We start from the raw sequence: 24,314 nt of genomic DNA, 5'->3' as shown, positions 1-24,314 counted from the left end.
CCGCCTTTCTGGTTTTCGCTGGTTCTGAAGGCCGCATTGTTTCGCAACTCGATTACCTATGCAACGCGCTGCGCGTGCTAGAGACCCTGGTGGCTTCCGTCGCAATGCGGTTGCTTCTTGCTGCGTTTGCAACCGCATAGCCACACCTTTTTTCGCTCCATGAGCTCCAACTTCGTGGGTGTAAACCCGCTGCCCTTGTGCGATCCGTCGCAGAAGGGTTGACTCTTCGATCGCCCGCAGGCGCACCACCAGTAGGTGCCAGGCTCCAACTCCAGCGCGTAGGGACCTTTCTGGGCAACGGTGGGTTCGGGCATGACGCTGACTCCTTCATTGTTGCAACGCTCATAAGCTAAAGGTACAAGAGGGCAAACCCTACAAAGTCTAGCAAGTGGACCAGGTTTCACCCAGTGACACCCTGCAGGCCGAAGGGATCCGTTGTCACGGCATCGGCCCGCTGAGCCTGAGCGTGCGCGCAGGCGAGTGTCTTTGCATCTCCGGAGCATCGGGATCGGGGAAGAGCCTGCTGCTCCGGTCAATCGCGGATATGGAGCCCCACGAGGGTAGCGTAACCTGGCGCGGTACCGCGGCCGAGAAGCTGTCGGGTCCTCAGTGGCGACGGCGGATCGGCCTGCTGCCCGCTGAAAGCGAGTGGTGGGGAAGCCGGGTCAGCGACCATTTTGCCGATGCCAGTGCGGCTCAGCAATTGCCGGAGGTAGGACTGCCGACGGCGATGTGGCAGGCACGGATACGCGACCTCTCTACGGGCGAACGCCAGCGTCTGGCTTTGATACGCCTGCTGGCCAACCAGCCGCAGGTGTTGCTGCTCGACGAGCCGACCGCCAGTCTCGATCCAGAGAGCACACGGCGCATCGAGTCCCTGATCAGGCGTTACCAGCAGGAGCATGGTTCGCCAATCATCTGGGTCAGCCATGACCCGGAGCAGATCACCCGCGTTGCGAGCCGCCACTTGCGCCTCGACCGTGTTCTTAGCGAGATGAAACGCTCATGATCCTGCTCGATACCTGGGATCTGTTGATCGCCGCTGCGCTGATGCTGATTCTGGCTGCCCTGGCGATCTACATGCACCTCGGCATCGCCCATCAGGTTTTCGTTGCCGGTGTGAGGTGCGCCGCACAGCTGTTACTGGTCGGACTGGTGCTCAAGACCCTGTTCGAGCACGTCAACCTGCTGTGGGTAGTAGGGCTCAGCTTCTTGATGCTGCTGCTGGCGAGCCGGGAGATCCACGCCCGCCAGCGTCACCGGCTGGCGGGCTGGTGGAGTTTTGGGGTTGGCGGCATCTCGATGTTCATCTCCTCGTTCGCCGTGGCTGTGTTAGCCCTGACCGTCATCGTTGGGGCCGACCCCTGGTATCACCCCCAATACGCCATTCCTCTTTTAGGTATGCTTCTGGGTAATACCATGAACGGCGTTGCCATCGGGCTGGATCGCCTGACCAGCGGCGCCCACGAACGCCGCCGCGTCATCGAGGCGCGTCTGATTCTGGGCCACACCTGGCGCGAGGCGATTTCCGATGTGCTACGCGATGCCATTCGTTCCGGCACCATCCCCATCGTCAACGCCATGGCCGCCGCGGGCATCGTCAGCCTGCCAGGGATGATGACCGGGCAGATCCTGGCGGGGAGCCCACCGGTGGAGGCCGTCAAGTATCAGATCATGATCCTCTTCCTGGTCAGCGCGGGCACCGGCTTCGGCACTATCGCGGCAGTCTGGATCGCTGCCCGGCGGTTATTTGACGAGCGCCAGCGATTACGCCTCGACCATCTCAAGGATCAAGAAAAAAGTACATGACAAACAATGAGGTGAAGGGCTAACCTTACAGATATGCTCATCGAACCTATCAGGGTTACAATGTGATTGGTTTCACGGATAACCTCGGGATTTGGTTCTAACCTCTTTATATAGTGAAAACGGCATTGGGCCGAGAAAAGGTGGGCCACAGGATGACAACGGCAACTGACAAGGCACGGATTCCTACCCCCCGCGAAGAATCGCAAGGTAGAGCACCACTCGCTACGCTCGATCAGTGGGTGACGTTCCTGGCGGTCATCGACACGGGTGGATTCGCGCAAGCAGGCGAGTTTCTTCATTGCAGCCAATCGGGTGTCAGCTACACCATCAACAAACTGCAGGAGCGACTGGGCGTTCAGCTCTTCACCATGGAGGGTCGTAAAGCCATCCTGACCGAAGCCGGAAAAGCCATGGTCGACAAGGTGCGCGTGCTGCTCAAAGACGCTCTCGAGCTGGAGGCCATGGCCAAGCAGATCGCCTTCGGCCAGGATACCGAGATCCGTCTTACGGTCGACAAGGCCTTCCCCACCAGTTTGCTGGTCAACGCTTTCGGCATCTTCTCCCGCGAGTGCCCCGATACCCTGGTGCGGCTGCAGGAGGCCGCCAACCTCGACAGCGATGACCTTGCCGAGGCCACCGATGTGGCCATCGGTCCTCAGGTACCGCGCGATTGCCTCGCCGACTTTCTCATGGAAGTACGCCTGGTCGCCGTCGCCCATCCCAGCCATCCGCTTCACCAGCTGGACCGCACCCTGACCCAGGACGATCTGCGCCAGGAGACTCAGGTCATACTTACCGATTCCCGTACCGGCGACCGCCACTCCGGCTGGGTCAGCAGTTCGGGCAAATGGTACGTCGCGACCATGGAGACCGCCTCGGCCGTCATCAAGGCCGGCAACTGTTTCGGCTGGCTGCCCGAGCACCTGATCGAAGATGCGGTACGCAATGGCGATTTGAAGGTATTACCGCTGGAACGCGGGCGGGTGCGCTCCGTACCCATGTACCTGATCTATCCCAAGAATACCGGCGAGCACAATTCCACCTCCAAGCTGGCCACCATACTCAAACAGCTTTGCGGTTGAACGAATGCCGGTAGTACCGAGCAACACGCCGCGGGCAGGCCATCGCCTCCCGCGGCTTTTTTGTACCCCCTCGCACACCCCCCTTCTCACCGCGCTCCTGCTTGGTTTGATGCTGCTTGCATCTCCGGTCCACAGCGAGGTCTTTCGCTGGGTGGATGCCCAGGGTCGGGTGCACTTCGGCGATAAGCCTCCGAATAAGGAGGCCGCCGAGAGCGTGGCTATCGAATCGCAACCGCGATCGGCGCCCGCCGCACCCACCGAAGAGGCGCGCCGCGACAAACAGCAGCGACTGCTACGCGCCTGGAAGGAAGAGCGTCTGCAGCGCGAAGCGAAAGCGGCTAAAAGCAGAGCCGCGCAGGAGCACCGGGAGAAGAACTGTCACATCGCGCGGGACCAGCTGCGCACCTACCGCAACGCCAGCACGCTCTACGACCTCGACCAGCACGGCAAGCGCCGCATACTTAGCGATGCCGACCATAAAAAAGCGTTACGGGAAGCCGAGGAAAATGTAGCCCATTGGTGCGGATAATCTCCGGTAGTGGGTTGGCCCGCAAGCGCTGCACTAATCCCCGAGCGCGTCGATCATGAACTGTGGCTGGGCCAGAGCCGCCCGGTGTATTTCTGCGTTGTAATAGAGAGTTGCAAACGGACGGGACGCGGCATCCCGGGCACGGAACGAATCGATAGCCACTCCCTTGGAGGCGATGGTTCCACTCCACCAACCACTGGGATAGACGCATTGTGGGAACGGCAATGTACGACACTCCGGGAAGCCCACACCGCGCAGCGTCGCGTGGATCTCCTTTATCAGACGCATGTGGTAGAGAGGCGACTCACTCTGTAGCGCAAGCACGCCCTTCTCGCCCAGCACCCGGAAGCAGTCCTGATAGAAGGGAGCCTGAAACAGCCCCTCAGCGGGACCCACGGGATCGGTGCTGTCGATGATGATTACGTCCACACTGCCGGAATCCGCCTCGCGCATCCAGCGTATACCGTCGTCGAAGAGCAGGTGGGCGCGCGGGTCGTTGTTGGCCGCGCACAGCTCCGGAAAGAACTGCTCCGCAAGCCGCGTCACGCGCTCATCGATCTCGACCTGCAGCGCCGATTCGATGCCTGGGTGTTTAAGCACCTCGCGCAGCGTCCCGCAGTCGCCGCCGCCGATGATTGCCACCCGCTTGGGATCGGGATGCGTAAACAGCACCGGATGGCTCATCATCTCGTGATAAAGAAAATTGTCACGACTGGTGAGCATCACGTAGCCATCGATCACCATCAGATGACCAAACTTTTCCGTCCTGTAGATCTCGATATGCTGATACTCGGTCTGTTCGGCGTGTACCCGCTGCTCGATCTTGAGCGAGAACGCAGAACCGTCCGCGGTGTGAATTTCGGAAAACCAGGCTTTGGGATCGAGGCTCATGAGATTACCCTTGGACGAGATCGAGGATGACTTTGCGCGGGGTCGGCATTATAACCGCACCTTCGCAGACAAACACTTTTCTACCGGGCTGAGTTTCGGTAGGTTTGGCAGCCCACGCCTCCACCACCGATAGTGAAGCGATGACCGACTGGGATCTAGACACCGCGCGCGCCACCTACAACCTCCCGTATTGGTCCGAAGGCTATTTCGACGCCAATGCCAGCGGGCACCTGGTGGCACGCCCACGACGCGACGCCAGCCGCGGAGAGATCGATCTGCGGCAGCTGGTCGATGAGATCCATAAGGCAAATCTCACGTTGCCGGTTCTGGTACGTTTCAATGACATCGTGCGCGACCGTGTCGACACCCTGTGCGGCGCCTTCGCCGAGGCCATGAGCCGTCATGACTACAGCGGCGGCTACACGGCAGTCTACCCCATCAAGGTGAATCAGCAGCGCAGCGTGGTCGAGGCGCTGCACGGCCATGGCGGTGAGCGCGTGGGTCTGGAGGCCGGCAGCAAATCGGAACTGATGGCAGTGCTTGCCATGTCCAACCCGTCTAACGGCATTATTATCTGCAACGGCTACAAGGACCGCGAGTATATCCGTCTGGCGCTCATCGGTCGCCGCCTCGGTCACCGCATCCATATTGTCATCGAGAAGATCTCCGAACTCACGCTGGCGCTGGAGGAGGCTGCGAAACTGAGCGTCGACCCGCTGCTTGGCGTGCGCGTGCGCCCCGCCTCCATCGGCGCAGGAAAATGGCAGAACTCGGGTGGCGAGAAGTCCAAGTTCGGTCTTACCGCAGCGGGCGTGCTCGATGTGGTGGAGCAGCTGCGCGCCGCGGGCAAGCTCGATACATTGCAGTTGCTGCATATGCATCTCGGCTCGCAGATCCCGAATATCCGCGACATTCAACGCGCCATGCGCGAGGTGGCGCGCTACTACGTGGAGCTACAACGCATGGGCGTTCCACTTGGCTGTGTCGATGTCGGCGGCGGCCTCGGCATCGACTACGAAGGCACGCGTTCGCGCAGTTTCTGCTCCATGAACTACAGCGTCTCGGAGTACGCCAACAACATCGTCGCCGCCATGGCCGATGCCTGCGCGGCCCATGATCTGCCCAAGCCGCATCTGATTACTGAAGCCGGACGCGCCATGACCGCCCACCATGCGGTGCTGATCACCAACGTCATCGACGTCTCGCGGGTTCCTGCAGGCGGCGAATTGCCGCGAGACGATGACCATCCTGTGCTGCACAGCCTGTGGCTGGCCTTGAGCGAAGCCGATTCGCGCCCTGCGCTGGAGCTCTACCACGACGCCTTTCACCTGCGCGATGAGGCGCAGGAACTGTTCAGTCATGGCATGCTGTCCTTGGAGTTGCGCGCCCACGCCGAGCGTCTCTACTACGCCATCTGCTTGCGACTGCAGCGTCGCCTGGTCCCCGGTCAACGCGCCCACCGCGACGCCCTCGACGATCTCAACGAAAAACTCGCCGACCGCTACTTCGCCAATTTTTCGCTCTTTCAATCGGTACCCGACGCCTGGGCCATCGAGCAGATCTTTCCCGTGGTGCCGCTGCAAAGGCTCGATGAGCCTCCCACCCGCCGTGGTGTCATCGAAGACATCACCTGCGACTCCGATGGCCGCTTGGAGCGCTACGTGGACAACGAGGGCATCGACAGCACGCTGCCGCTGCACGAATTGCGCGAGGGTGAACCTTACCTGCTCGGCATCTTTCTGGTGGGCGCCTACCAGGAGATCCTTGGCGACATGCACAACCTCTTCGGCGACACCTGTTCGGTCAATGTGGAGCTGGACGGCAACGGGGGCTACCGACTCACCGAAGCGCTGCAGGGCGACACCGCCAGCGACCTGCTGCGCTACGTTCGCTTCGACCCCGAGGTATTGCTGTCACGCTACAAAGCGCAGATCGAAAGCGCCGGTCTCTGCGCCGCTGATGCGAAGCAGTTTCTGGTAGAGCTGGAGGCGGGGCTCAGCGGCTACACCTACCTGGAAGATTAATTTTTATGAGGCCGTCGGGAGTGGGGTGATGACGCCACCCCCGACGGTCGTATCAATTTACAGCTAAGCGCCTTAGGTAAAAGTTACCGAGTCACCATTACCGATATAGAGATCGCTGGCTGAACCCGAACCGCCGGTGCCTTTCACGACTGGGTACCCAAGCGTGGTCATCATTTCGACCGCGGGTAGGCCGGTACAGTGATTGCAGGCGATCTTCGAGAATCCGAATTGACCGATGGCACGCACCATCTCCTCCTGTTCGGGCTTGAGCGGGCCGAACGGCGCGATATGCAGGCCGCCGTAGACGCCGTACAGCTTGTCGCCCTCCGCCAGGTGTTCGCGTGCGTAGCCGGCGAACTTGAGAATGGTCTGATGACAACAGCCGGTGATGCAGACCACACCCTTGCCGGCGATGTTGGCATACAGGGACTGCTCGCCCTGAATCCCCAGAATGATGGGTAGATCGAATGTGGCTGCTGCCATGCCTGGTACCAGCGGATGGACCCCGCCGGGCGTGTGCTTGATGAGTTTGCCGGTGTGGTGCACCGCGTTCTCGACCCCGGGTACCGGGAACTTGCTGCCCTCGATTAGCTGAAAGGCCGGCTCATGAAAGGTGCTTGGCACCATGATGGTGATGTCCGGCTTCAGCCGCAGCACCGTCTCCAGGCCCCACAGATGATCCAGGTGTTCGTGGGTGATGAAGAGAAACTCGATCTCGCCGTCGCGCAACATGCGGTCGACGCCCGTCGCGGCAAATCGTTCGGCCATGTACTTGGGGTTCCAGCCTACATCCATGAGGAACCGATGGATGCTGCCGTCGAGTCCCTCGATCTCCACCAGGCTGCACGAGCCGGCACCATTATCCGGATCCCACTGAATCGACCACTGATCGGTCTGCGGCCCGCCGGCGGCTTTCATTTGTGCAATCAGTTTGCCGGTATCGTGCCAACCGACCTCTGAAATGCAGGTGACCTTGACGGATCGACAGGCCCCGATATCAATCTTGCCGCCGGGGGTTGCGGACACCGGGCGTGGCAGAAGTGCTGATCCCATGGAAATCATGGCACCGCCGATAGCAATGGATTTCACAAACTCGCGTCGTTTCATTTTGTTATCTCCCCCTCGTATCATGATCGTGTGGTGGGTCTTGTTGACCTCTGCAGTTGGTATACCGGACACCAGGAAGACCCGTCAATCCCCGATTGCAGCAGCCATTCACGCAACGTGTTCAGGTACGCCCGGTCGGCGGTCATCAATCAGCCGGCGATACTGTCGTCGGTGTGCAGCCAGATGTGGTTGAAGGGATTGGGGTGATTGTAGATGCCATAGAGCGAGCCATGGCCGACAACCTCCTGCCGGATCGGCGTCATCACCCGGGGACTGCGGTGGCTGCACAGTTGCTGCGCGGCCTCGGGATTGGCCTGCACCCCGGCACGCCGCTGCGCGAATGGCACCAGCCCGACCTTTCCGCGCGGTACATATTCATCGAGAGACTTCGGCCCCGCGGCCGGCAGCGTCACGCTCTTGCACGCCATCACCAGGGGTGGCAACAAGAGCAACCATCCCGGCCGCAGGTGCCCGCGCATGATTGTGCCGGAAACTCGCTGCGCGCACATAGCCCCTCCCTCTTTCGTCACGCCGCCCGGCCGCTGTATCCCCGGTTTCTCAATAAAACGGCACAGGCGATCCCGGGTGGCGGCTAACTGGTGGCGATGGTAACCGTGGCGACGGTTCCCCCGCCGTTGCGCGGCGTAAGTGCGACTTGCCAACCATGGGCGTCCGCCAACTGCTTCACGATTGCCAGGCCGAGACCGCTTCCTCCTGTCTGGTTGCTGCGTGAGCCCTCCAGACGATGAAACGGTCTGAACACGGCTTCCCGCTCTGCGGCGGGTATCCCCGGCCCGCGATCGCAGATCTGTATCTGTAAGGTGCCCTCCGAACAGCAACAACCGACATCGACGGGACTTCCCTCCCCGTAGCGCAGCGCATTTTCCATCAGGTTGCCGAGAACGCGGCGCAATGCGAGCGGATGCTGAATCCGCAGGCAATTGTCACAGCGCGTGCAGGCAATGTTGGCGCCACGTTCGGAGAATCCCTGGGAGAGTTCCTGCATCAACGCCTCCAGCATCATCGGCTCACCGTCGCTGGCTTCCAACTCGCGGCTGATCTCCAAAAACTGTCCGATCAGGCGGTTCATGTTATCAAGATCGCGACGTATACCGGTGACCAGCTCGAGATCGGAATCACGCACCGAGAGCATCTCGATGGCCAGCATGATCTGCGTGATCGGGGTGCGCAGATCGTGTGATATGCCGGCCAGGAGCACGGTCCGATTGGCGATCAGCTCGCGCACCTGATTGGTCATGCGATTGAAGCTGGCAGTCAGCGATGCCAGCTCACGGGGCCCGGTTTCCGGCAACGGCTCGGGCCACTGACCACTGCCAATCGAAGCCGCGGCACCGGATAATCGCTCCAGTGGCGCCGCCAGGCGCCGCGCCAGCGCGATAGCGGTGATCAGCGTGACCCAGGTCCCCACGGTCAACACCAGGACCAGCGCCATCAGCGGTCCGACCTCGATACGCGAACGCGGAAAACCTATGCGCACACCCTCGCCCGCTATCGGTATGTCCGCCCAGTACCAGGCAGCCCCATCCGGCTCAACGCTGCCGAGCAACCGCACCGGCTCCCCCAGCCGGCGCTCAAGCGCGGACTCCACAAAAAACCGATAAGGGAGCCAGCTATCGCTGGCGGGCAGCGCCTGATCCGCGGTCCCCACCGTCAACATCGCATCGCGTTTCGTGTTCGCGGCGACCATCGGCCGCTGCAGGTTCGACGCCGATTGCCAGCTCTTCGCGGCATTGATCATCAATGTCGCAAGGTCGTCGGCCGAACGCTTCCCCAGCGGCACCAGCATTTGGTAAGCGATAACCCCCAGCGTGAAGAGCTGGAATCCGACGGCGACCAGCGCGATGGTCGCCAGGGTTTTACCAAAAAGCGTGCGCGGACGGCGGAGACGCACCGTGAATCACTCAGGGATTGGGGGAGAAGAGATAGCCCGCGCCCCAGACGGTGCGCAGGTAGACCGGTGATGCGGGGTCGCTTTCGATCTTCCGGCGCAGTCGGTTGATGCGCACATCGATACTTCGATCATAGGGATCGCGCTCGTACCCCTTGGTCGATTCGAGTAGAAAATCCCGTGTCAGAACGCGATTGGGGTGTTTGACCAGCGTAAAGAGCAGATCGAACTCCCCGCTGGTCAGCGTAATCTCTTCCCCGTCGCGTGTCAGCCGGTGCGAGGCAGGATCGAGCATGTAGGGGCCGAATGTAAATTGCGCGGCGCCGGGCGCCTCTTCCTTGCTGCCTGCTCTGCGCAACACCGCGCGAATCCGCGCCAGCAGTTCGCGGGGATTGAACGGTTTGGCGAGATAATCATCGGCACCCACCTCCAGCCCGACGATACGATCGACCTCCTCGCCCCGCGCGGAGATGATGATGATGGGCTGATCACCGCGACTGCGCAATCGCCGCGCCAATGTCAGGCCATCGTCGCCCGGAAGCATCAGATCGAGAATCACCAGATCGACGGGATGATCGCGCAGATAACGCTCCATCGCGGCGCCATCGCCAACCGCATCGACCTGGAAACCCTCTTGCGCGAGGTAGCGCTTGAGCAGAGAGCGCAGCTCAGGCTGATCATCGACGACCAGCAACCTGACCGGCTTCTCACTCATAACGACACCCTCCGTTTGCAACAAACTGATACAACTTCTTACAGCCCGTTACCGTGCGGCAATCAGCTACCCACGGCTTTGTTCTTTGATAACCCATGCTGCCAAACAACAGGTATCCCATGCAATCAGAGATACCATTGGCGCACCAGGACAATCGATAACCAATGGTTCATGAGGAGGGCGGGGAAATGAGTATTTGGCTGAAACGCGTGGTAAAAGCAGGTTCCGGGACCCTGATTGCAGTGCTTTACCTATCCGGGACCAACAATGCACTGGCAGCACCCGATATGCAGAAGATGCAGCAGATGATGCAGCAGCAGATTCAGATGATGAAACCGGAGCTGCAGCGCAAGGTGAAGGATCTCACCCCGGAGACCAAACAGCTGCTGTTGCGCATCTACTCACAGCACTCGCGACACAGCAGCCAGATCACGCTGCGCCACGTTATGCATGAGGTACTGGCCGACTACCAGAGCATGATCGTGGGTATCGTTACCGATAATCCCGAGCAGGCGGCCGACAGCGCACGACGTCTCGCCGATCATCGTATACCGCGTGGCGGCCTGTTGCCTTATCTCAAATTAGAGGATGTCACCAACGAGAAACTGAGCTTGCTGGCCAGTTTTAACGACAACGTCGAGGGCAACGCCAAACGCCTCGCGGACGCCGCCGAGGGAGGCGACATGGCCAAGGCCTCCTCTTACCTCACCGACATAACCACCGGGTGTATCGGCTGTCATCAGGTATTTCGAGGCGTCCCGGGCATTTCTACCCTGTTGCGGTAACGCAATTTGATCCCAACCGACGGAGATTCACCCATGACCGTAGATCGTATCGTTCACCTGGTTGCAGGACTCATGGTTCTGATCAGTATCGCCCTGGCCCACTATGTCCATCCCTACTGGATAGCACTGGGTGCATTTGTCGGCATCAATCTGTTTCAGAGCGGACTCACCAATTTCTGCCCGCTCGCCTCGATGCTCAGGAAAGCGGGCGTCTCCGAGGGCTCCTGCAGTACCTGATCTGGGTTTTCCCGTAGTAGCTGTAAGTAGTAGCTGTAAGCAGTGGCAGGAAAAAAGTGGCGGCATTGCCGCCACTTTTCTGTTGGAGGGCACCGTTCACCTCCCCGGCGTCGGTTTGACCGAAGAGCGTTGCCCGGCACCAGGACGACCATCCTGATGATTGTTCAGTTAACCTGGTGTGAACGGCGTCCGACGTTCAGCCTTTGATCTTCACCCGCAGGGTCAAAATCTCCTGGCGCCGCAGGCGCTCCTGGATCTTGGCAATCTCGCGTACACCGCTGAACGGCCCGACGCGGACCCGATGCCAGGTATCTCCCTCTTTGAGGCGCACGGTCTCGATACTCGCCTCGACGCCGAGCAGTGCCAACCGCGCACGCAGCGAATCGGCCTGCTCCAGGGTGCGGAACGATCCGGCCTGTAACAGATATTGAGATTTTTCACGTCCGGCACTTGCCGCAGCACGTTCGTCTTCCTGAGAGTTTTCCGGCACCACAACCTCCTGTTCCGGGAGTATGGTGTAGAAATCAAAACGTGGCCGCTGCTCCGCCTCCCCGGAGGTCGCTGATTTCGGAATCGACTTGCGCTGCTCGGCCGCTGCTGGAATTGATTTTTCCGGGCGGTTTTCATTGAGGTACACCAGAAACGCGACAAACAGCCCCAGCGCCAGACCCGCCAAAGCCCACGCCCATCCCGGCGCACCGGCGTTACCGCCACGTGGTTTACGGGCTCCGGTACGACGTTGCGCGGAGGGCGTTGTTTTCCGGGTCGCCCGTTTTGCGTAATCGCGTGCCACTACATCTCCTCGGGAGCGCTGACGCCCAACAGGGCGAGCCCATTGGCGAGGACCTGGCGCACCGCAAAAATCAACGCCAGGCGCGCATCGCGCAGAGCACTGTCCTCGACGAGGAACTGATGGGCGTTGTAGTAGGTGTGCAGGCCGTTGGCCAGCTCACGCAGGTAGTTGATCACCTGGTGAGGTTCGTGCACCAATGCCGCTGTTTCCACGACCTCCGGGTAGCGGGTCAACGCCACCAGCAGGTCCTGCTCATGGCTCTCCTTCAGCTGCGCCAGACCCGTCAATCCCTGATCGCGATTCCAGCTCAAACCGCGTTCGCGCATCTGGCGCTCGACACTGCAGACGCGGGCATGCGCGTACTGAATGTAGTAGACCGGATTCTCCGCCGACTGTGATTTGGCAAGATCGAGATCGAAATCCATGTGCTGCTCGCACTTGCGCATCACGTAGAAAAAACGCGCCGCATCACGCCCCACTTCGTCGCGCAGCTCGCGTAGCGTAACGAACTCACCAGAGCGCGTGGACATCTGCACCTTCTCTCCACCTCGGTAGAGCACCGCGAACTGTACCAGTAGCACGTCGAGTTTGGAGGGATCGTCCCCCAACGCTTCAAGCGCCGCCTTCACCCGTGGTACGTAGCCATGGTGATCGGCACCCCAGACATCGATGACGCGATCGAAGCCGCGTTCAAGTTTGTCGGCATGGTAGGCGATATCAGAGGCGAAATAGGTTTTCTGTCCATTGTCACGCACCAGCACGCGATCCTTCTCATCACCCAGAGCGCTGGAGCGAAACCACAACGCGCCATCCTGCTCGTAGGCATGTCCGCTCGCCCGCAGCCGCTCGATGGCCCGCTCGACAGCGCCGTTCTCGGTAAGACTGCGCTCGGAATACCATTCATCATAGGTCACACCGAACTGCTGGAGATCGTCGCGAATATCGGCAAGAATCGTGTCGAGCCCGAGATCGAAAACCTCGCGGTAACGCTCGGGGCCCAGCAGCGACTTGGCATTGTCGATAAGCGCATCGATATGCTCTTCCTTGTCACCTGCGGGCGCATCGGCAGGCACTCCCGCAAAAACCGCGGCCGCAGGATGGCGCAACCCAGCGCTGCGTACCCGGTGCAAGCTTGCCGCGATATCAAAAACGTAATCTCCCTTGTAGCCGTTGCTGGGAAAGGTGAAGGTCTCCCCGCATAGTTCCAGATAGCGCAACCACAACGACGTGGCGAGGATGTCCATCTGCCGCCCGGCATCGTTGACGTAGTACTCACGGTGAACCGCATGCCCGGTCGCTTCCAGCAGGTTCGCCACCACCGCGCCGTAGGCGGCGCCGCGCCCGTGGCCGACATGCAGTGGGCCGGTGGGATTGGCGGAGACGAACTCCACCTGTACGCGTTTACCCGCCCCCAAGGTGCTGCGCCCGAATGCCGTCTGCTGATCCAGTATCGTCCCCACCACGCCATGAAAGGCCTGCGGCGAGAGAAAGAAATTGATAAAACCCGGCCCGGCAATTTCCACTTTGATCACATGCGCCGAATCGGGCAGCGCGCCCGTCAGCGCCTCGGCGATCTCGCGGGGTTTGCGCCGCGCTGTCCTGGCAAGCAGCAATGCGGCGTTGCAGGCGAAATCTCCATGCTCCTTATCGCGGGCGCGCTCGATGACGAATTTCGCATCGGCATCGGCTGGCAGGCCACCAGCGGCCTTCACGGTATGCAGTGCCTGGCGGATCAGTGCTTCGAGATGGTGTTTCATAAACGGTGAATGGCAAATCAAAAGTGACAAGATACAAGAAAAAGCACCACGACGGTGCGCGCAAGCGCCGCGAAGGCCGGTATTATCCGCCCCCTCGCGCCAGTTGCAACCGGCAAGGGTATCGGGCGCGGCTCAAATCATCTCGACCGGATCGACATCGACCGACCAGCGTACCTTGCGCGCGCCGGGCAGCTGAGCCAATTGGGGTACCACATGCTGCAGGATCTTCTGCAGCGGAGTACGGTCCACCGCCTGAAGCAGCAGCTGCGCCCGATAGCGACCCGCGCGCCGCTCCATGGGCGCGGGCACCGGCCCCCACACCTGCAATGTTTCATCACCCAGCTGCCGCACCTGCCTGGCAACGCTCTCCAGAAACGTCCGCGGGGGCTCCACCGCCGGCGCCTCGGCACGGATCAATGCGAGCGCCGCATAAGGGGGAAAGTTGGCAGCCTGCCGCTCGCTCAACGCCGCGCTGGCAAAAGCGGCGTAATCCTCCCGCAACAACCGCTGCAGCAACGCATGATCCGGATGATGGGTCTGGATCAGCACACGCCCCGGCTTCTCGGCGCGCCCGGCCCTGCCCGCCACCTGAACGATGAGCTGTGCCATGCGTTCCGCCGCCCGGAAATCGCTGCTGTAGAGCCCGTAGTCGGCATTGAGCATGCCCACCAGGGTGACACTGGGGAAATGGTGTCCTTTGGCGAGCATCTGGGTGCCGACCAAAAGACAGGGCTCGCCACGCTTTACCCGCGCAAGTTGCTTTTCCAGTGCGCCACGGCGACGGGTGGTGTCGCGGTCGATACGGATCACCGGCGTTGCCGGAAAACGCGCCTTGAGCACCTCTTCAATCCGTTCGGTCCCGCGGCCGGCGGGGCTCAGATCGGTGCTCGCACAGTCGCCGCACACCGTGTCGATCGCCTGTTCGGCGCCACAGTGGTGGCAGCAGAGTCGATTGCGACCCCGGTGCAGCGTCAGCGGCGCATCGCAACGCCGACACTCTGCCACCCAGCCGCAGTCGTGGCACAGCAGTGCTGGCGCGTAACCGCGACGGTTGAGAAACAGCAGCACCTGATCCCCGGCAGCCAGCGTCGCCTCCACCGCCTGCAGCAGCGGGCGTGCCATCCCCTCCTCGAGTGGCTGACGGCGCAGATCGAGAACATCGAGACACGGATGCGCGGCGCTGCCCGCGCGCTCGGGCAGGCGCAGATGCCGGTACCGGCTCTGCCGGGCATTGTGCAGACTCTCCAGCGCCGGTGTTGCCGATCCGAGAACAATCGGCACATCCGCCCCACGAGCCCGCAGCACAGCCAGATCGCGGGCATGGTAGCGAAAACCATCCTGCTGCTTGAACGATGGGTCGTGCTCCTCATCCACCACTATGAGCCCCAGCCGCTCGAGTGGCGTGAACACCGCCGAACGCGTCCCTATCACCACACCGGCGCGCCCTGCGCGCGCATCCAGCCAGGCCCGCAACCGGTCACTATCACTCAATCCCGAATGCAGCACCACCACCGGCCGGGTCAGGCGCCGCCGAAACCGCTCCACCAACTGCGGTGTGAGTCCGATCTCGGGGACCAGCACCAATGCCTGCGCATCACGCTCGAGCACCGCCTCGATGAGACGCAAATAGACTTCCGTCTTACCGCTACCGGTCACCCCCTCCAGCAGAAACGGCTCAAATGCCCCGAGGGCCGCCTGTACATCATCCACTGCGCGCGCCTGCGCCGCGTTGAGCCGGGGTCCGTGCGCGATGGCGGGCGTGGCCGGAGGCGCCTCCGGGACCATCACCACCTCCTCGATCCATCCCTTGTCGCGCATCGCGGCCAAGGCCGGACGCCAGGCGCCCCCCATTGCGCCCAACTCGTCATTACCGCATCCGCCGGCGCACTGCTGAAGACGGGCCAGCAGCGCCGCCTGACGGGGCATTCGCGCCAGATCGGCAGGGCTCAGTTTCCCCCCGGCCAGGGTCAATCGCCAGCGGCGCTCGCCCTCCATCTGCGCCGCACGCCCCTGGCGCAGCAGCGCAGGCAGCGCTGTGCTCAGTACCTCGCCCAGCGGATGCTGGTAGTAGCGGGCAGCCCAGAGCAGCAGCCGCCACTCCTCGGGCGACCAAAGAGGTGCCTCATCCAGCACGGTGTCGATGCGCTTGAGGCGACCAAGCGGGAGGTCGCTGCCCTCCGCCGTCGCCACCGCGACCCCGATGACTCGCCCACGGCCGAAGGGGACACGGACACGGACCCCTGGCGCCACGAGTACGTCGTCGGCAGCGAGATAATCGAAGGTCTGGTGGAGCGGGGAAGGGACCGCCACCTTGACAACCGAAGGTGCAATCATGGCGAGTTCACGGAATCTGGAGCCTCTAGATGCCGCCGCAAGTTGGCGCATATTTCGAAGTTGCTTCTCATCATTTCACGCTAACTGGCTCGTGTGTGTGGGATTTTCCGGTTATCCACAAAATCTGTGGATAACTTTGTGGATGAATATCACCGACTGGCCCCCAAGCGGCATTGTGACAAAAAGGTTGCTGCGGTGGAAAAAAAGTAACCAAAAATATTATCTAAATAAAATCAATGAGATATGCAATTCTGTCAGACCGCGCGCCATTTATGGCACTTTTCCGGCCGGCCACTCATTGCTGCACCGCAGAATGTGTATAACTCTCAGACACGCGCGGAGGTTGGAAAGAATTTTCCGCAGTTTGTCAACCGATCTTTTCGCAGTTCGTTATGGAGAGTGAGGGCACCGCCTGCGGTGATCCACCCATAACACGAACCCATCTCAGGAGATCATCATGAACGCACGAAACACTTTGGGATATACCCTGGTGGCAACGCTGCTGGCGGCCCCCCTCCTTGCCACCAGCGCCTTAGCAGCACCCGGCGACCGTTGGGATGAAGCCGGTGATCGCATCAATGAACGCGTGGATCGTCGCGGCGAGACTATCAACGAACGTCTCGACAACCGAGGCGAGCGCATCAATGAGCGCATGGATACCCGGGGAGAGGCTATCAATGACCGGCTCGACAGCCGCGGGGAACGCGCCAACACCCGGCTCGACGAAGCCGCGGAGCGCGCCGCTGCCGCCGGCAAAGACGGCTTCGCTCAACGCCTCGACAACAAGGGTGATCGTGTCGAAAATCGCACCGACAGACGCGGTGACCTGGCAGAGAACCGCTGGGACCGTCGTGGCGACCGCATCGAGAACCGCCTCGACAACCGCGGCGATCGCGCCGAGAATCGCTGGGACCGTCGCGGTGACCGCATCGACAACCGGATGGACCACCGAGGCGAGCGCGCGCCTCATCGCCATCAACGCCGCCATCGCTGAGCGGTGATTCGACTGCGGGGCCGCGCCGTCAGTGCACTGCACCGCGGGTTCAGCGGCCCCGACCCGGATCGCAGCCCCGCTTGTTTCCCGCGCAGCTGCGATTTAGGGCCAGATATCCACCGATTGAAGCAGGACAGCAGAGGGGATAGGTGCTGGATCATACCCAGTCACTGGACCGGTTTCTGGCCAGCATCGAGGGGCGTGCGTACCGCATTGCCGAGCTTGCCACGGGCAATCGTGACGATGCATTGGAGTTGGTGCAGGAGGCGATGCTGGGCCTGGTGCGCCGTTACGCCCGCCGCCCGGCCCAGGAGTGGAAACCGCTCTTCTACCGGATCCTGGAAAACGGAATTCGCGACTGGCACCGCCGTCGCACCCTGCGCGGGCGCTGGCTGGGCTGGTTGGATCGAAGCGGTGGCGAGGAGGATGACGACGGGCCCGACCCGCTGACACAGGTGGCCGATCCCAATAGTCCCGATCCTGCCAGGATACTGGAGCGACAGATGACGGCGGAGTCGATCGACCGTGCACTGCGTACTCTCCCGCTGCGCCAACAGCAGGCCTTCCTGCTGCGCGCCTGGGAGGGATTGGATACGGCCCAGACCGCCGCTGCCATGGGTTGCTCCGAGGGCAGCGTGAAGACGCACTACTCGCGTGCCACCCAGGCGCTGCGCCGACAACTGGAGGAAACCCAAATATGAGCGAACAACGCCGACCGCTGGATGAGCGGATCCGCAAAGCGCTGGATCAGAGCGTCGCCGACCTGCCGGCCGAGGTACGCTCGAAGCTGACCCGGGCCCGCTATAACGCCTTGGCACGGGCCCCGGGCAGGTGGCGCGCTGCGGCGCCGTGGCTGGTTCCTGCGGGCGGCATCGCCGCCGGGGTGCTTGCACTGGGTATCTGGCTCCATACCCCGGTGCCGGCGCTACCCGAGACCCTTGTCGCAGTGGATCTGGAACTGCTGCTGGCCGACGAAAGCCTCGAACTGGTGGAAGAGCTCGACTTTTTCATCTGGCTGGACAGAGAAACCGATGCCGGTTGATCGCTTGCTCCTGCCGGCGCTGCTGATCGGCCTGCTGGCAAGCATTGGAGTATCACGGGCGGAGGAGCCGGACGCCAACCTGCCCGACGCCGAACTGCTGGAATTCATTGCCAGCTTCGCCACCGACGATGGCGGCTGGCTCGATCCTCTGGAACTGGATATCGCCGCTCGCCCGGAAGACTCGACCGACGAGGTGCAACAATGATCAAGCGCCTGCTAGTGACCACACTGTTGGCTCTCTTGAGCCTCCCCGCCGCTGCGCAAACCGCCTGGAGTGCGCTCTCGGATCAGGAGCGCACGATTCTCGCTCCGCTTTCCGAGCGCTGGGAGCAGCTGCCCGCTGAACGTCAGGCGCGTTTGCGCCAGGGCGCCCAGCGGTGGGCCAAACTCACACCGGGCGAACGCAGGCTGATGCGCCAGCGCTTCGAGCGCTGGAAGAGCCTGACCCCCGAGCGCCGCGAGCTGCTGCGCAAACGCTTTCAGCAATACCTCGCGCTGTCACCCGACGAACGCGCCGCGGTACGCAAGAAATATCAGTGGTATCGCAGCCTGCCTGCGGAGCGGCGCACGCAGCTCAAACAGCGCTGGCAGAACGCCACACCCGCCCAGAAACGCGACTTCCTTCAACGTCGACAGGCCATTCGTAATCGTCATTAAGCGGCGGATTCAGGCGCTAAGGGCAAACGCCTTGAGGTGCCAACCACACCGCAAAACAGCACAGAAGAGCTGTTTGCCGTGCTTGGTGCCCCGGCGAGAGGCAGAGGGGTTTTGACCACTATTGCTCACTGCCGAATTCCGCTAACGGTCGATACTGCAGGCCGTAGAACATCTCCAGATAACGCAGCGTCTCGTCGCGTTCGAGGTTGGTGACATACTTCCAGAAACCGTAGATGCGCGACAGCGTCATCAGCCGCTCGGCGTAGAGCTGCCAGGTGTAGCGGGCGCGCACCCGTTCCACCGAACCGTGACTGATGCGTCCCCAATAGCCCGATTCGCTTTGACAACGCTCGAAGAATCGAACCAGCTTGTCGGCAGCCTCGCTGCCGTGGTTGGGGTTGATATGAAAACCTGAGATCCCATCTTCGATGATCTCCAACGGTCCGCCGTAACAGGTGGCGAAGGTAGGCAGCCCCGAAACCATCGCTTCGATCACGGTGAGACCGAAGGCCTCGAACAGCGCCGGTTGGACAAACGCGCCGCGGCGATCGGCAATGTAGCGGTAGAGTTCGCCGGCGAGCTTCTTCTCCAGGTGCACTCCGAGCCAGCGCACCTGTCCGTCGAGCCCGTACTCGTCCATCAACTGATGCATGTGCTGAATCTGCGCGCGCTCCTCATCATCCGAAGAGTGTTTCACATCGACATGTCCCGCTATGACCAGCAGATTGGTCAGCGCGCGCAGCTTATCGTTTTGCGCATACCACTCCACCAATCCGGTGATGTTTTTGATCTTGTCGAGGCGGGCCATCGTAAACAGCAACGGTTTCTCGGGTTCGATGAACTCGCCGCGCGCGCCCGGCTGATCGGCGGCATAGAGCAGCCGGCCGATCTCGCCATGCACACCGCTCAGGCGCCGGCCCGATTCACCATAGGGGAAGTAGATCTCATCATCGGCACCCGGCGAGACGATATTGAACTTGGGGTCAAACAGATCGATACCGTTGACCACCCGGTAGAGCCCCGGCATGGTAAAAGCGGCGTAGCTTTCGTACTGCCCCACGCTGTCCTGGCGCCCGGCGATCTCTTGATAAGTACTGGTGATAATAAAATCGGCGGCGTTCATGGCGATGAGATCGGCGGTGAACTGGCACGCGAAATGATAGTGCTCCTCGTTGTCGCGCCAATAGAGATCGGAGTAGAGGTACTTGGTCTTCTCCAGAGCATGGGCGATGTTGCACTGGGTGACCTTGAGGCGTTGCGAAAGCAGCGTCGCCACCAGGTTGCCGTCGGAGTAGTTACCGATAATCAGATCGGGCCGCCCTCCCAATTCAGCCAGCAGTTCGCGTTCGACATCGGCGGTGAATCGCTCAAGATACGGCCAGATCTGAAAGCGAGAGATCCACTGCGGAATCATCTCGCCCTGCCGATTGTGAAACGGAACCCGCAGAATCTGCGCGTTCTCGGTGCCCACGATCGGTTCCAGACGTTGATCGCAGGTGGTATTGCCCGCTTCGGGGATCAGCCGGGTGATAACCAGGATGCGTGGCTCTATCTCCAGACCCTGCTCCCAGAGGCGCCGGCGCATCTCCTTCTCCAGCGCCCGCACCTGATCGAGTATGTAGACCACCTGTCCACCGGTATCGGGAAGTCCGAGCACATTGGCCTGACCGAAGTAACCATGGGGTGAAAGGATGGCGATGGAGAAGATCATGGGGATACGACTCAGGAACTGATCCAGGGTCGTCGGCTCGGGCGCTTCGAGGATGTCGCTCAATTGCCCCAGCGTATCGCGCATGCGCGTCACATCGCGCCCCCAGCCGGGTTCGAAGCCCAGGTACTGCAGCGTATGGCCGACCTGCTCCCAGGTGTTGGCGTCAGCCTGACCACCAAGATACTCTTCGGCACGGCGCAAGGCACGGCGCAGATCATCCACCTCGGCGATGCGATCGTTGAGCATCAACTTGCGGCCTTGGTGCTGATGGACGCGCAGAAACTCCAGCAGTTTGCGATCGCCTTTACCGAGTTCCTGGAACAACTGGCTGGAGAGGCGCCGATTGAGAAACTCCACGCCGCGGCCGATGGAGCGCGACTCTTTCAGCTTGGGAAACTCGCGATTGAAAGGACCGAGATCCACCTCCAGCACCCAGTCGTGCTCGTGGTCGCGACCGTTGACCACGCGTTCCTTGAAGCGCAGAAACTCGTTTACGGGAATGCTTTCATGGTGCCCTGCTTCAACATGAAACCGCAGATAGCGCCAGCGCGCGACGGACGGGCGCACTGCGATATAGATCCAGGGTGCATCGAGCACCGCCTCCTGAGTGGCATGAATCGCCTTGCCCAGCGGGGATTGCAGCAGTGTTTCGTGACCGCTCTCGCGACAGAAACGTTCGAACTCATCCCACAACTCGGAATGCAGCAACAAGGGTTTCTGCAGGCCCAGGTAGTGGCGCAGCGCAAGATACAGCTGATCGCGATGCTCGGCCAGGAAGTCGTCCAAAGATTCGATCACTCGCCCGTCTCCTCATCGTGCGTGACCACCCGATCGAGAAAATCGAAGTAGTCCAGCGCCTCCACCACGCCCCAGGCATAGTCCCGCCTGGCAAACAACAAACGCGGTTGACCACGCAGCTTCTCCAGCTCCTTGCTGTAGTTGCCAACCACTACACCCAACATATCCCCGCGCAGCATCTCTTCATCGTTACCGGAATCGCCTGCGACCAGAATACGCTCCGGCGGCAGATTCCACTTCATAGAAAGATAGCGCAAAGCGAGCCCCTTCGATGCGCGCAACGGTAACAGATCAAGATAGGCCTGGTGGGAGAAGATGACGTTGGCGTGCAGATCACGCTGGCGCAGGTGGCGTTGTATATCGCGCACCGAAGGCATCACCTTGGGATCGACGTTGTAGGAGATCTTGTGACGACGCTGTTCGCTTTTGATCTGCAGCTTCAACCCGGCAAGATCGCCCATGGCCTCCAGCAGGCCATCGCGATCCCAGCGATAATCGATGAGTGTCTGCCAGCTCTCATCCTCGACCATCCAGTGACCGTAGTAGATCTCACTGCCAACGGCCGTGACCAGAACATCCGGCGTCGGCACTTTCCACTCCTTGAGTATCTTGCGGGCACTGTCGATACGCCGGCCGGTGGCAATGGCAAATCCGATGCGACAGTCGGTATCGTGCAAACGCTTCATCAGGGCGCGCAGTCCGGCGCCGTCGCCGATCAGAGTGTTGTCGATATCACACACCAGCAATCGATCGATCTCCGGCAGCCGGCTGCGTGTCGTTACCAGATTGCGTCTGCGCGCCGGTTTTTCGATCACGCGATCGATCACTTTCAGATAGCGGTCAACGTGCCCCTGCCACGAGTAGTGCCGATGTACACCGCGCAGCCCGTTACGTGCCCAGCGACGCCACTGTTTGCGATCGGTGAGTGCGTTATGCAATGCCTGACCCATGGCGGGAATATCCAAGGGATCGATCAACGCGCCGTTGTGGCAATGGCCGATGATATCTCGCGGCCCCCCATCTTCCGTGGCCAATATGGGAAGACCGCTCGCCGCGGCTTCGATCAGTGTCAATCCAAACGGCTCGGTCAACGCAGGATTGATGAAGATCCCGCGCGTGCGGGCCGCAAGACGATAGAGTTCCGGTACATCGTCAGCCTGATGGTGCTTGGGATAGGCCACCTTGCCGTAGAGGTCGTAACGATCGATGTCGATCAGCAGATCGCTCAGCACCTGGCGTGGACCACGTTCCATGCTGGCCAGGTCATCGCGATTCCCGGCGATCACGACGAGATTGGCGATGTCGCGCAACGTGGGGTGTTGCGCGTAGGCCCGTACCAGCGCCGTGATATTCTTGCGTTCATCGGGGCGGGATAGCGCGAGAATCATGGGTTTGCGTGGTTCTCTTAGAAAACGCTCCAGCTCGTGCAGGATCGCCGGCCGACCAAAGACACGACGCGGCGGATGAAAACGGCTCAACTCGATGCCCGGTGGAATCACCGCCATGCGTCGTGGATTGTACTTGTCGTAAAGGGCGTATTGCTCGTCGACCTCCTGGGCGGTACTGGCAACGACAAGATCAGCGGCATCCAGGGTCTGCTCCTCGGCCTCGATCCGCTGCACCAGGTTGTACTCACTCTCCAGCGCCGCTGCATTATCACCCTTCTCCTGCAGGCGCTGGCGCTTGACCCGCCCCAGCGAATGCCCGGTATGCAGCAGTGGCACGCCCAGCAGCGAGGCAAGCCGAGTGCCCACGTAGCCCGCATCGGCATAGTGGCTGTGGATGAAGTCGGGAATGCGGCCGAGGGTTGAGATGTACTGCGTGATCTGATCGACAAGGCTGTCGAGATGCGGCCAAAGCATCTCCTTGCGCAGGTAGCGTCGCGGTCCGCAAGGTAGACGGACGATACGCACACCGGGGGCAAGCACCTCCTCCCGTGCAGCGTAACCCGGTGCGACACGCTGATCTTCTATTTTGCGCGTGATGAGATCGACTCGATCAATACGTGGGTCCGCACCCAGGGCCCGTGCCAGCTCAACAACGTATTTGATCTGTCCCCCGGTATCGGCATCGCGGCCCAGCTCCATATCTTCACCACGAAGCAGGCCGTGAACGCTGATCAGTAAAAAGTACTTACCTGGCAGCTTGTCTTCTATCGCTTCCATGAGTCCACAAAGGGTTGGTAGAAATCGGCCTGATCCGGGATCGCACCGCGCGTCGCACAAACCGCCGCGGCGAAGGAAGCTGCGCGTCGCAGTGCGGTTGCCAGTGCCCAACCGCGCTGAATACCCACGAGCACCACCGCACTGAAGGCATCTCCCGCACCCACCGAATCCGTAAACCCATCGACCGGGACCGGGTCAATTATCGCCATACCATCCGCGGTCACCGCTACCGCACCTTGCGAACCGCGGGTGACGATAACCGTCTGCAGCCCAAAACGGTTGCACAGCGAACGCGCGCCATGCAGCAAATCGTTGACAGTCTGGCCCGCCAGTTCCGATAGCTCCGCCAACTCATCGTGATTCAGCTTGAGCCAACGGCCACCCGCTAAAAGTGCTTCTATGTCACCGAGACTCCACCACGGAGGGCGCAAATTGATATCGATAAAAATCGGCAACCCGGAATCGCGCAGCGCAGCCAGCGCCTGAGCACTCACGGTGTTTCGGACCGCCAGCGACCCGTGATAAAGCAGGGAAAAGCGGGAGTGCGCAGAATCCAGTGGCGGCAGATGCGCGGCGTCAATGAAATCGTAGGCTTGTTGAGGAAGGATGGAGAAAAGCGGCTGATCGTCGACGAGCGTCACGCGCACGCGTCCCGTGGGATGCGCATCATCTCGTTGAATACCCTCGGTGTCCAATTGCTGTGCCCGCAAGCGCTCGAGAAGCCGATCACCCAGCACATCGCCACCCACACGACTGATCAGCAGAGGATCCAGCCCAAAACCCCGCAAATGCCACGCCACGTTGAATGGCGCGCCACCGAGTACCACACTGCCATCCATGAACTCGTCGAACAGTACCTCCCCGAACAGCAGCGGCCGCCCGACCAGACCACCCGGTTGCAGAATCACTCCGCTCTGTCGACTTGCAGACAAACAGCTCTCCTTGAAGGCGTATCGGGACATCCCATCGCCCGCA

General features: G+C 61.2%; 24 protein-coding genes. 12 read left to right on the top strand and 12 right to left on the bottom strand.

Going from position 1 to position 24,314, the window contains the following annotated elements; genetic code table 11:
- Positions 1–77: 77 nt before the first annotated feature.
- Positions 78–314 carry a CDGSH iron-sulfur domain-containing protein gene (locus tag DWQ09_09360; GenBank protein KAA3628321.1) on the bottom strand — a complete coding sequence of 79 codons (237 nt, stop codon included), beginning with the start codon at positions 312–314 and terminating at the stop codon, positions 78–80.
- A gap of 74 nt (positions 315–388) precedes the next feature.
- Between DWQ09_09360 and DWQ09_09355 the strand changes: the two genes are divergently transcribed.
- From DWQ09_09355 to DWQ09_09340, 4 genes are all read left to right on the top strand, one after another.
- Positions 389–1,009 (top strand): ATP-binding cassette domain-containing protein, encoded by a 621-nt coding sequence (locus DWQ09_09355; GenBank protein ID KAA3628320.1) that lies wholly within the window; start codon positions 389–391, stop codon positions 1,007–1,009.
- Positions 1,006–1,809: an iron export ABC transporter permease subunit FetB gene (locus DWQ09_09350; GenBank protein KAA3628319.1), complete on the top strand. Its 804-nt coding sequence runs from the start codon at positions 1,006–1,008 to the stop codon at positions 1,807–1,809. Before DWQ09_09355 ends, DWQ09_09350 begins: the two co-directional genes overlap by 4 nt.
- A gap of 152 nt (positions 1,810–1,961) precedes the next feature.
- Positions 1,962–2,891, top strand: a complete 930-nt coding sequence (locus tag DWQ09_09345; GenBank protein ID KAA3628318.1) for a LysR family transcriptional regulator — start codon at positions 1,962–1,964, stop codon at positions 2,889–2,891.
- Between the two features lie 4 nt (positions 2,892–2,895).
- Complete coding sequence (locus DWQ09_09340) at positions 2,896–3,420, top strand: DUF4124 domain-containing protein (protein KAA3628317.1); 525 nt, start codon at positions 2,896–2,898, stop codon at positions 3,418–3,420.
- Positions 3,421–3,453: 33 nt separating this feature from the next.
- On the opposite strand, the gene DWQ09_09335 is transcribed toward DWQ09_09340, so the two are convergent.
- The gene (locus DWQ09_09335; GenBank protein ID KAA3628316.1) at positions 3,454–4,311 is read right to left on the bottom strand and encodes a polyamine aminopropyltransferase; all 858 of its coding nucleotides are present in this window, start codon (positions 4,309–4,311) and stop codon (positions 3,454–3,456) included.
- A 140-nt stretch (positions 4,312–4,451) separates the two neighbouring features.
- Here DWQ09_09335 and DWQ09_09330 point away from each other — a divergent pair, with 140 nt between their 5' ends.
- On the top strand, positions 4,452–6,335 hold the full coding sequence (locus DWQ09_09330) for a biosynthetic arginine decarboxylase (protein KAA3628315.1): 1,884 nt from the start codon (positions 4,452–4,454) through the stop codon (positions 6,333–6,335).
- 72 nt (positions 6,336–6,407) lie between these two features.
- On the opposite strand, the gene DWQ09_09325 is transcribed toward DWQ09_09330, so the two are convergent.
- From DWQ09_09325 to DWQ09_09310, 4 genes are all read right to left on the bottom strand, one after another.
- Positions 6,408–7,514 carry an MBL fold metallo-hydrolase gene (locus DWQ09_09325; GenBank protein KAA3628314.1) on the bottom strand — a complete coding sequence of 369 codons (1,107 nt, stop codon included), beginning with the start codon at positions 7,512–7,514 and terminating at the stop codon, positions 6,408–6,410.
- Between the two features lie 77 nt (positions 7,515–7,591).
- Positions 7,592–7,951 carry a hypothetical protein gene (locus tag DWQ09_09320; GenBank protein KAA3628313.1) on the bottom strand — a complete coding sequence of 120 codons (360 nt, stop codon included), beginning with the start codon at positions 7,949–7,951 and terminating at the stop codon, positions 7,592–7,594.
- 83 nt (positions 7,952–8,034) lie between these two features.
- The gene (locus DWQ09_09315; GenBank protein KAA3628445.1) at positions 8,035–9,120 is read right to left on the bottom strand and encodes a HAMP domain-containing protein; all 1,086 of its coding nucleotides are present in this window, start codon (positions 9,118–9,120) and stop codon (positions 8,035–8,037) included.
- Positions 9,121–9,364: 244 nt separating this feature from the next.
- Positions 9,365–10,066: a response regulator gene (locus tag DWQ09_09310; protein ID KAA3628312.1), complete on the bottom strand. Its 702-nt coding sequence runs from the start codon at positions 10,064–10,066 to the stop codon at positions 9,365–9,367.
- Positions 10,067–10,353: 287 nt separating this feature from the next.
- On the opposite strand from DWQ09_09310, the gene DWQ09_09305 reads away from it, so the two are divergent.
- Both DWQ09_09305 and DWQ09_09300 read left to right on the top strand, forming a co-directional pair.
- Positions 10,354–10,851, top strand: a complete 498-nt coding sequence (locus tag DWQ09_09305) for a hypothetical protein (GenBank protein ID KAA3628444.1) — start codon at positions 10,354–10,356, stop codon at positions 10,849–10,851.
- 33 nt (positions 10,852–10,884) lie between these two features.
- Complete coding sequence (locus tag DWQ09_09300; protein ID KAA3628311.1) at positions 10,885–11,088, top strand: DUF2892 domain-containing protein; 204 nt, start codon at positions 10,885–10,887, stop codon at positions 11,086–11,088.
- Positions 11,089–11,284: 196 nt separating this feature from the next.
- On the opposite strand, the gene DWQ09_09295 is transcribed toward DWQ09_09300, so the two are convergent.
- From DWQ09_09295 to DWQ09_09285, 3 genes are all read right to left on the bottom strand, one after another.
- Complete coding sequence (locus DWQ09_09295) at positions 11,285–11,881, bottom strand: SPOR domain-containing protein (protein ID KAA3628310.1); 597 nt, start codon at positions 11,879–11,881, stop codon at positions 11,285–11,287.
- A complete protein-coding gene (locus DWQ09_09290) occupies positions 11,881–13,638 on the bottom strand; it encodes an arginine--tRNA ligase (GenBank protein KAA3628309.1) in 1,758 nt (585 codons plus the stop codon). Before DWQ09_09290 ends, DWQ09_09295 begins: the two co-directional genes overlap by 1 nt.
- Positions 13,639–13,770: 132 nt before the next feature.
- Entirely contained in the window at positions 13,771–16,023 is a 2,253-nt protein-coding gene (locus DWQ09_09285; GenBank protein KAA3628308.1) for a primosomal protein N', read from the bottom strand.
- A gap of 406 nt (positions 16,024–16,429) precedes the next feature.
- Here DWQ09_09285 and DWQ09_09280 point away from each other — a divergent pair, with 406 nt between their 5' ends.
- The 5 genes from DWQ09_09280 to DWQ09_09260 all read left to right on the top strand — a co-directional run bounded on the left by DWQ09_09280 (position 16,430) and on the right by DWQ09_09260 (position 18,665).
- Positions 16,430–16,966 carry a hypothetical protein gene (locus tag DWQ09_09280; protein ID KAA3628307.1) on the top strand — a complete coding sequence of 179 codons (537 nt, stop codon included), beginning with the start codon at positions 16,430–16,432 and terminating at the stop codon, positions 16,964–16,966.
- 170 nt (positions 16,967–17,136) lie between these two features.
- A complete protein-coding gene (locus DWQ09_09275; protein ID KAA3628443.1) occupies positions 17,137–17,667 on the top strand; it encodes an RNA polymerase sigma factor in 531 nt (176 codons plus the stop codon).
- The gene (locus tag DWQ09_09270) at positions 17,664–18,008 is read left to right on the top strand and encodes a DUF3619 family protein (protein ID KAA3628306.1); all 345 of its coding nucleotides are present in this window, start codon (positions 17,664–17,666) and stop codon (positions 18,006–18,008) included. The genes DWQ09_09275 and DWQ09_09270 overlap by 4 nt, the downstream gene beginning before the upstream one ends.
- Entirely contained in the window at positions 17,998–18,213 is a 216-nt protein-coding gene (locus DWQ09_09265) for a hypothetical protein (protein KAA3628305.1), read from the top strand. Before DWQ09_09270 ends, DWQ09_09265 begins: the two co-directional genes overlap by 11 nt.
- Positions 18,210–18,665 (top strand): DUF3106 domain-containing protein, encoded by a 456-nt coding sequence (locus DWQ09_09260; protein ID KAA3628304.1) that lies wholly within the window; start codon positions 18,210–18,212, stop codon positions 18,663–18,665. Before DWQ09_09265 ends, DWQ09_09260 begins: the two co-directional genes overlap by 4 nt.
- A 118-nt stretch (positions 18,666–18,783) precedes the next feature.
- On the opposite strand, the gene DWQ09_09255 is transcribed toward DWQ09_09260, so the two are convergent.
- The 3 genes from DWQ09_09255 to DWQ09_09245 are packed head-to-tail and all read right to left on the bottom strand — an operon-like array spanning position 18,784 to position 24,301.
- Positions 18,784–21,171, bottom strand: a complete 2,388-nt coding sequence (locus DWQ09_09255) for a sucrose synthase (GenBank protein KAA3628442.1) — start codon at positions 21,169–21,171, stop codon at positions 18,784–18,786.
- Complete coding sequence (locus DWQ09_09250; GenBank protein KAA3628303.1) at positions 21,171–23,339, bottom strand: HAD-IIB family hydrolase; 2,169 nt, start codon at positions 23,337–23,339, stop codon at positions 21,171–21,173. Before DWQ09_09250 ends, DWQ09_09255 begins: the two co-directional genes overlap by 1 nt.
- On the bottom strand, positions 23,327–24,301 hold the full coding sequence (locus DWQ09_09245; GenBank protein ID KAA3628302.1) for a carbohydrate kinase: 975 nt from the start codon (positions 24,299–24,301) through the stop codon (positions 23,327–23,329). Before DWQ09_09245 ends, DWQ09_09250 begins: the two co-directional genes overlap by 13 nt.
- Positions 24,302–24,314: the final 13 nt, after the last annotated feature.

Source organism: Pseudomonadota bacterium (genome assembly GCA_008501635.1).
Classification (GTDB): domain Bacteria; phylum Pseudomonadota; class Gammaproteobacteria; order QQUJ01; family QQUJ01; genus QQUJ01.
Note: the sequence above shows the minus strand (reverse complement) of the source record. Positions and strands in the feature narration are given on the sequence as shown.